The 8,585-nt window shown below is 55.6% G+C and carries 6 protein-coding genes; 5 read left to right on the forward strand and 1 reads right to left on the reverse strand.

Annotated features, from left to right (window positions below):
• A partial coding sequence (locus tag Q8Q07_09475) for a hypothetical protein (GenBank protein MDP3880515.1) occupies positions 1-298 on the forward strand: 298 nt, incomplete at its 5' end.
• 299 nt (positions 299-597) lie between these two features.
• On the forward strand, positions 598-1,653 hold the full coding sequence (locus Q8Q07_09480; protein MDP3880516.1) for a histidine kinase N-terminal 7TM domain-containing protein: 1,056 nt from the start codon (positions 598-600) through the stop codon (positions 1,651-1,653).
• On the opposite strand, the gene Q8Q07_09485 is transcribed toward Q8Q07_09480, so the two are convergent.
• Positions 1,650-2,870, reverse strand: coding sequence for an MFS transporter (locus Q8Q07_09485; GenBank protein ID MDP3880517.1), 1,221 nt, complete (start codon positions 2,868-2,870; stop codon positions 1,650-1,652). The genes Q8Q07_09480 and Q8Q07_09485 overlap by 4 nt on opposite strands.
• Positions 2,871-3,183: 313 nt before the next feature.
• Between Q8Q07_09485 and Q8Q07_09490 the strand changes: the two genes are divergently transcribed.
• The 3 genes from Q8Q07_09490 to Q8Q07_09500 all read left to right on the forward strand — a co-directional run bounded on the left by Q8Q07_09490 (position 3,184) and on the right by Q8Q07_09500 (position 8,174).
• Complete coding sequence (locus tag Q8Q07_09490) at positions 3,184-5,658, forward strand: PQQ-dependent sugar dehydrogenase (protein MDP3880518.1); 2,475 nt, start codon at positions 3,184-3,186, stop codon at positions 5,656-5,658.
• Positions 5,659-5,791: 133 nt separating this feature from the next.
• Positions 5,792-7,009 carry a multicopper oxidase domain-containing protein gene (locus Q8Q07_09495; GenBank protein ID MDP3880519.1) on the forward strand — a complete coding sequence of 406 codons (1,218 nt, stop codon included), beginning with the start codon at positions 5,792-5,794 and terminating at the stop codon, positions 7,007-7,009.
• Between the two features lie 28 nt (positions 7,010-7,037).
• A complete protein-coding gene (locus tag Q8Q07_09500) occupies positions 7,038-8,174 on the forward strand; it encodes a multicopper oxidase domain-containing protein (protein MDP3880520.1) in 1,137 nt (378 codons plus the stop codon).
• Positions 8,175-8,585 lie beyond the last annotated feature (411 nt).

An 8,585-nucleotide genomic window follows, 5' to 3' on the forward strand; every position in this document is an offset into this window, starting at 1 on the left:
CGACTATTTCGGCAGGGTTGGCTACGCCAAATTCAAGTTTCTCAAGGTCTCCGATGACGAGATACTTTATGACCGGACTGACATGGTCACCATGCCCGCAGTCAGAAAAGCACGTTCTCTGGGATGGCCAATCATAGCTCCCGAGCCGTCACACGCTTTGTATGTCGGTGGACTTAAGTTAGCCGCCAAGGCGGAGCCGGAAATAATCCGTATTCCACCACCCGACTGGCTGAAGTCAGGCGAGCCTGTGCCGGATGATATGGGGCGGGAGATGTGGCGCATTAAATCCCTCACCTGAATGGGGAGGGTCTGATAGCCCGGCACTACTGAAAACATAACGTAACGGAGAAGGACTGGCGGTTGAACCGCCAGTCCTTCTTTATACGTAATCTTCCCCTAAAAGTCATTTCTGACGATGACGGACACCAGCTTCGATACTTTTTATCCTTCAAACGTATCCTTTCGGTCGGGATAATTGCACCTAAAATTCTGTATAGTATAATCACTGGATTTATTCAAGATACGCCTTGAAGACAGCCGGCCTTACCATTGGGCGAAGTCTGACTCAATATGACGTAACAGATTAGCGGAAGCAGAATGGTTTATACGCTCTATTTATCATCCCTGATAATCTCAGCCGTGGTCGCTATCGCCGAAGCGTGGTACTTCTGGCAGCGCCGGCACGCCCCGGGCGGGGCAGCCATCACCTTCGCGATGCTGGCGATAGCGGTCTGGTCTTTGGGCTACGTACTGCAACTAAGCAGCGCCGAGCTATCACAGCAAGTCATGGCCACCTGTATTCAGTATATCGGCATCGTCATCCTGCCGGTAGCCTGGTTTGCCTTCTCCCTGCAATACACCGGGCGTGGTAGCTGGCTGACGGGCAGTAACCTGTTCCTGCTCTTAATTATACCTTCAATCACCTTAATCCTTGCCTGGAGCAGCAATTTCCATGACCTGATGTGGAGCGGTAGACACCTTGAGACCAGCGGCCCATTCGTGGTAATAGTCAAGACTTACGGCCCCTGGTTCTGGGTTCATACCGTTTACTCCTATTTTCTGATTCTAGCCGGTACGCTGGCCCTCATCCAGAGGCTATTCCGCTCTCCGCGCCTGTACCGTTCCCAGTCAATTGCTCTACTCGCCGCTGTTGCCACGCCACTGGTGTGGAATGTGCTCTATATCTTCCGCCTGTTACCGGCATACCGCATCGACCTGACACCTTCCGCCTTCGCTATGTCCGGGCTGCTCATCGGCTGGGGACTATTCCGCTTCCGCCTCTTTGACATCATTCCCATAGCCCGGGATTCCGTAATAGAAAACATGAGTGAAGGTGTCATCGTACTGGATGTGCAGAACCGCCTTATCGATATTAACCCGGCAGGCCAGCGTATCATCGGATATCCGCTGTCGGCGGTAATCGGGCAACCATTCGCCAGCGTATTAGCCAGTTACCCGGAAATAGTTGAGCGCTCCTACGTCAGTGCGAAAACAATCGAAGCCTATGCCGAGGTCGCCATTGAAAAAGAGGGAACCCGTCATCACTACGAATTACACGCTTCCCCGCTACGTGACCGGCGAGGTCGCATTATCGGCCGGTTGATCATGCTGCGCGATATCACGGAACGCCAGGAGAAAGAGAAACAGGATTAGGGCTCATCAGCGGCCGCTACGGTACGGGTATTGAGTAAGAAGGAGATGGCAAAAATCACCAGTCCCAGACTTGCCAGAAAAACAACCCCACCCCGGTAAGTCCCCATAATATCAACCAGAGCCCCCATTAATAACGGCCCGCTAAAACCACCGACCTCAGCAACACAGAAGAACATCCCTCCCGCCGAGCCCATATACCGCGAGCCGACCTCAGGAGTTTCCATCAGCACCAGCATTAACAGGGGAAGCAAGGTAGAACCGGCAATGCCGAATAACACCAGTCCGGCATACATCAACAAACCCGATGTCATCACTGATACCATGAGAGCCAGCGCCGCCGTTAAAGCCAGCAGGGCGAGGACAGACTTCCGGAGATAAGCCGGTACCACCCGGGGGATAACCAGAACCGCCGGTATGCTGGCAAAAAGAGGCAGCGAAGCCGTAAACCCGGCCTCTGCGGGAGAAAGCCCGCCGCTTTCCAGAATGTCGGGAAGCCAGTTAGTGAAGCCGTGTATAATAGCGAAGGACAGGAGTCCGGCTGCCAGGATGACCTGCACGTTCCGCGTCTTGATTAGCCTGGCAAAAAGCTGAACCATATTAGGGTTTTCTGTATCCGCCGCTCTGGTATCTCTGGCCAGCAGCAGCCAGAGCAGGGCGAAGATGAAACCCAGCAGACCGTAGCTGACAAAAGTGAGTCTCCAGCTATAGCCGGTCAGCGGCATAACCACGCTGTTGGTTAAAGTGAAAGCGATTAACCCTCCTATCCAGGGCCCGGTGGTATAAATCCCCACCGCGGTACCCCGGCTCTTCCCCCTGAACCACACGGCGATAGTCTTGGGACACCCGATAGATATCAGCGGACCGCCGATGCCGAATAACGCCACCACCAGTAAAAAGCTGCCGAAGCTACCGGAGAAATAACGTAAGACCGCCGATAAGCTCATAACCACGGTGCCGAAGAAAAGAGACTGGCGCACACCCCACTTATCAATTATCGTACCGGCAAACAAAGAAGCTACTATGTAGGTCAGCTGCCAGGAGCCCAGGATAAGCCCCATCTGGCTGTATGATATGCTGAGGTCGCTGAGAATCAGGCTGACCAGAGGCGATATGGAGCGGGATACCAGCCCGAAAGTAGCATACTGAAGCCATAAAAGGGCAAGCATAACCCAGCGGTAACGCTGCTGGTAAGGTTCTCTTTGATCTTCTTCTGCCACTGGCAACTCTACGTGTTACGCGCTCCTGATTCAACCCATAATATCTCACATGAACGCGCTAAAACACAAACAGACCTATATTTATGCTCATAAGCACCGCACAGGAAACAACTCCCTGACCCATGGTACGCCTCCGCCTCGGGGAGACTCAGTCCGGCATAAGGGTAGTTCCCCGAAAGCTACAAATTGCGTATATCCGGCGACCGAAATACGTACCTTTACGTATGTCAAGGACATTCCCTTAAAAGTATCATTGACTTGTGAGCTTGTGGTATTAATTTCGGGGTTAATCTCCCGTTAAAGGAGGATGATAATGAAAAGGATAGTTTGCTTCACCGCAATGTTTGTCCTGTTACTAATGCTGGCTGCGTGCAGGCAGCCAGCTCCGACCTCAACTCCCGCTCCGCCACAGACTCCCGCAACGCCTCCGGTATCGCCTGCCCCGGTGAGAACTTACGCACTTCCCGGCGAACAGGTGTTCCCTGAAGGGGTAGCCTATGACCCCGCCAGCGACAGCTTCTTCACCGGCAGTACCAGTGATGGGACAATATTCCGCGGCGACCTGGCCAGCGGTCAGGTGTCCGTGTTCTCCGCCGGTGGGGCAGATGGGCGCACCGCCGCCATCGGTATGAAGGTGGACAGCCAGACACGGCGCCTCTGGGTAGCCGGTGGCGCCACCGGCCTTATTTTCGTCTACAACGTTGATAGCGGCGCCCTTGTCCGCAAGTACACCACGCCTCAAGCCGAGCAGACCTTCCTGAATGACGTGGCGCTGGCGCCGAACGGTGATGCCTACATCACCGACTCCCGGAGGCCGGTTCTATTCAAAATCGACGGTTCCGGCGCTCAACCGGGCGAGTTGGAACGCTGGCTCGACTTCACCGGCACGCCGGTACAATTCACCCCCGGCGCAACGGCGCTTAACGGCATCGTGGTGAGCCAGGACGGCGCCTATATCGTGGTTGTCCATTCCGGCGACCAGAAGCTCTTCCGCATCACGGTAGCCAGCAAAGAGGTGCTCGAAGTAGACCTCGGCGGCACGCCGCAGGGCGGTGACGGCATGGTGCTGGACGGCCAGGCTCTCTACGTGCTGGCGCGCACCCAGACCGGTGACATGATAGTCCGCATCCAGATGGCGGCGGACTTCTCCAGCGGCGTTATCCGCGACAGCTTCCGTGATGACTCCTTTGCCTTCCCGACGACGATAGCCAAGGTGGGTGACCGGATGCTAGTGGTGAACTCCCAATTCAACGCCCGAGGCGCCGGGCAGACCCCCAGCCTGCCGTTCACGGTATCTGACATCCCGATACCACCGCTTTCATCCACCCCCACTTCTACTCCGCCACCAACGCCAGCCGAGGACTTCCGGTTTTCCGGAGTTATCGAGTCGATGGGGACGGATACCTGGGTAATCGGCGGGCAAAGCTTTAAATTAGACCAGAATACCACACTCGACTCGGGGCTGGTGGTGGGAGTGGAGGCACGAGTCGAATATAGAATTTTAGCGGACGGAACCAGTCTCGCCCTGGAAATAGAGACGGACACGCCGTCCTCCGGCACCGCGCTGCCTGACTCGGTAAGGTTAGAGCTGGTGGCGGAAGGTTTTACTTCACCGGTAGGACTGATACCTTCGCCGGATGATACCGGACGCCTGTTCGTGGCAGACCAGGAGGGTACCATATGGGTGCTGACGCCGGACGGCAGCCTACTGACGGAGCCTTTCCTTGACCTCCGCTCCCGGATGGTAAGTCTCAACCCCACATTTGATGAGCGCGGGCTACTGGGACTGGCCTTCCATCCCCTGTTCCGGGAAAACAACCGGCTGTTTGTTTATTACAGCGCCCCCTTACAGTCGACCGGGCCGGAAGGCTGGGACCATACCAGCCACATCTCAGAGTTCAGGGTAATGCCCGGTAATGCCGACCGGGCTGACCCGGCCTCGGAAAAAATAATCCTGCAGGTTGATGAGCCGCAGGCAAACCACAACGCCGGGCAGCTTGCCTTTGGTCCGGATGGTTTTCTCTATATTTCGCTCGGGGATGGCGGCAGAGCGAACGATACCGGCCTCGGCCATCCCTCTATCGGTAACGGGCAGGACGTATCCACCCTTCTGGGTAGCATCCTCCGCATTGATATCGACGGCGGAGACCCCTACGCGATCCCGCCGGATAATCCCTTCGTGGGAAAAGAGGGGCGGGATGAGATTTTTGCCTTCGGACTGCGCAATCCCTTTCGTATGGCTTTTGACCTTGGGGGGCAGCATGAGCTATTCGTCGGGGACGTAGGGCAGCAACTCAGGGAAGAGATAGATATAATCAGTAAGGGCGGAAACTACGGCTGGAATATCAAGGAGGGTACACTTTGCTTTGACCCTGAAAATGCCGGGCAGCCCCGGCAGACATGCGCTGAGGTTGATGCCAGAGGGCAGCCCCTCATCGACCCCATTATCGAATACGCCAATTCCAGGGCCGGCGGTGAAGGTACGGCGGTCATCGGCGGTTTCGTCTACCGGGGGGCGGCGCTGCCCGGGATGAATGGCGCTTACATTTTTGGCGACTTCAGCGCCAGCGGCCAGTCGCCTGACGGCAGGCTATTTATCGCCGGAAAGCCCGCCAGCGGCGGCATGTGGTCGATGAAAGAGCTGAAGATAGATACAAGCCCTGACGGACGGCTCAATGCCTTTCTCCGTTCCTTCGGGCAGGATGCCAGTGGCGAGCTTTACGTCCTGGTGGCTGACCCGAGGGGACCCGAGGGCAAGACCGGGAAAATATACCGGATTGTGCCCTGACTTTAACCTGCCATCAGCACCGGATAAGTCCGGGTACATCTCTAACCTAAGTAATACTACGGATAGGTTAGTAGCGGGCTGAGGCTTATAATAAGAGTAAAGAGTAGCAGGTAATTAACGGGGGGAAGACCGCATGAAACAGGTAACGAGACGTGATTTTATCAGGTATGCGCTGGTGGGCGCGGCTGCTTTCGGTAGCGGGTTCGCGGTGGACCGTTACGCTCCTTTTATGAAAACGCCCCGTTTGGGGGGGCGTTACCACCTGGCCATGACCGAGGCCCTGGTCAAGATGGTCGACCGAACGCCTGTCTATCACTGGGCATTTGAAGACCTTGAGTGGCTCAGACCAATGCCGCAGGTACCCGGCCCCCTCATCGATGCCATTGAAGGAGAGGTACTTGAGTTCTCTATCACCAACAATCTCCCTGATGTCCATGGATTCCGTATCCCCGGCGTGCCCGGCATAGTGGGTGAAGGCATTGTCATTGAACCCGGGGAGACCGCGCATTTCAGTTTTACGGTGCCGGAAGGTGGCAGTTACCTGTACTATGACCACCTCAATCCGCCGGTGAACCGGGTGCTCGGACTGAACGGGCCAATGGTAGTGTTGCCGAAGAATGGGAATACTCCATATAGCCGTCCCACCCCGGCTGTCCAGGAGCTTTTCAATGACCTGGGCACATCGGAGCATTTCCCCGGAGAGCCCTGGAAACCGGAACGCACGCGCATCTGGCTCTTCAGCACCGTTGACCCTGTGCTCAACGGGCGCGTGGAGAGAGGCGAGCGCCTGGACCATGAAGAGTTCATTGACACCTACCTGCCCCGCTATTTCACCATCAACGGGGTCTCCGGGGCTTACGCTTCCCACGACCACAGTATCGTACCTTCCGGCAGAATAGGCCAGCCGCACCTGCTTCGTATCATCGATGCGGGCATGACGGCAGACTCGCCCCACATCCACGCCAATCATGTCTACGTGCTTTCAAGGAGAATGCAAAACGGCGAACTGAGGATTTTCGATAACGTTCCGCTGGTAGATACCTATACCGACGAGGTGGGACAGTGCATGGACTGGCTGCTCCCCTTCATCAGGCCGCCGGATATCCCCGGTGACGAAAGCGTCCCTTTACGGGACCTGATACCCGCCGAGCTTTCACTGACCCTGGGCGGTGTTCCTCAGTCCCCCCTGATGTACCCGATGCACGGCCACAATGAACTATCCCAGAGCGCGGCTGGCGGTAACTATCCACAGGGGCTGGTCACCATGTGGGAAATCACCGGAGACGTCGATGGCGTGGACTTCCCGCATTCTAACCCGCAGGAAATGGGCGGGCCGCCGGAACAGCATTAGTCCGGGGAGCTAATAAAGGGGTAACAAAATGGAAAAACGAATCATCCCGCTGAGAGCGGTACATGAAAACGAAATACCGATTTTTCACAAGCATGTCTGCCCGCCTACTTTTGGAGGTGACCCTATCGATGCTTTGACACCCACGCGCCATATTGCCCGCAACCTGGACAGCCATGTGGATACATTCATAGATCTGCCCGACGGTACAAAGATACGGATGTGGGTGATTGAAGACCCTGACGATGACACGGAGGCAAGGCGGTCATTCCCTTCCAAGACGATAAGGACGGTTGAACACGATATTGTCCACGCCAGGGTCGGCTCCAGCTTCAATACTCACACCATTCACTGGCATGGCATCGAGCCGACAGCTATGAATGACGGGGTGGGCAAGCACTCCTTTGAAATCTCCGGCAACTTCACTTACCAGTTTGCCACCAACCAGGCGGGTACTTTCTTATATCACTGCCACAAGAATACCGCGCTGCACTTTGAAATGGGACTGTACGGCGCTTTCATCGTTGACTGTGAAAAGCCGGACACCCCGGAGGCGGAAGGCGTCCCGGACCCGCCTTATCCTGACGGCGGTCCCGGCTTCATCTATGCCTTCAACCCGCCCACGCATAAGGTCAAGTACGATGTCGAAGCGCTCTGGGTGCCGGATGACATCGATACCCGGTGGCACGAGCTTGGCCATAATGCCTTCATGCAGAAGTGCGACAAGGATGACCCCATGGCCGCCAGGAATTTCTCACAGGACGGGTTCCTGAGCGACTTCAGGCCGGATGTCTTCTCGCTATCCGGAGAGATGAAGCGAATAGACGACGATACTCCATTTGAGAAAGCAGCAATCAACTGCAAAGTGGGACAGACTGTGCTTCTCAGGTTCATCGACGCAACATATACCGTCAATGAAATCCGGCTCGGCCTGCCGTGGACGCTCGTTGCTGAAGACGGTTATCCGTTCGGCGTGTTACCCCGCACCAGGTATTCACGTCCGGTCAATTACGAAGCCGGACAGCCCATCCGCCTTACCGCCGCCATGCGCGGTGATGCGCTCATACGCCCGACCACACCCGGCAGGTTTCCCTGCACAATCGACTTCTTTCACTGGATTACCGGCAAGAACCTCTACACAGCGACAACGTTTATCAATGTCGAGTGAAAATGACCGGTACCTGCAGACCGGGGTACAGTAACCGACATCTGCTTCACCGGGATTTATGAGCCTGGACTTAACCGGCGTCAACTGTTGAAAGATCTGTGGTTAAAACAAAGGCGTAAACCCGGATTACGTGTATCCCCTACAAAAAACTAGGTGCTGTTACTTATAGGCGGTACCGTAAAAAAACGTTATCTTGAAACTTATACGGCCCGTTCAAAAGGAGGTGAGGACTTTGTGATATTAAAGCTGAAATAGAAGAGGCATACCCAAACGGTAAGTTGAACGGAGGTAATCAGTTATGCCCACATTCAAATGCGCAGACGTAGGGATGGCCTGCAGCTTTGAAGCCTCGGCGGCTACCAAAGAAGAGCTAATGCAAAAGATAGCCAAGCACGGCGAAGAAGCTCATGG

It is taken from the genome of Dehalococcoidales bacterium, from assembly GCA_030698765.1.
Taxonomy (GTDB): Bacteria; Chloroflexota; Dehalococcoidia; order Dehalococcoidales; family UBA2162; genus JAUYMF01.

What these genes read in the sequence shown, in the direction of transcription:
- Q8Q07_09480 (MDP3880516.1), top strand. Translation starts at nt 598, where the DNA reads ATGGTTTATACGCTCTATTTATCATCCCTGATAATCTCAGCCGTGGTC.
- Q8Q07_09490 (MDP3880518.1), top strand. Translation starts at nt 3,184, where the DNA reads ATGAAAAGGATAGTTTGCTTCACCGCAATGTTTGTCCTGTTACTAATG.
- Q8Q07_09495 (MDP3880519.1), top strand. Translation starts at nt 5,792, where the DNA reads ATGAAACAGGTAACGAGACGTGATTTTATCAGGTATGCGCTGGTGGGC.
- Q8Q07_09500 (MDP3880520.1), top strand. Translation starts at nt 7,038, where the DNA reads ATGGAAAAACGAATCATCCCGCTGAGAGCGGTACATGAAAACGAAATA.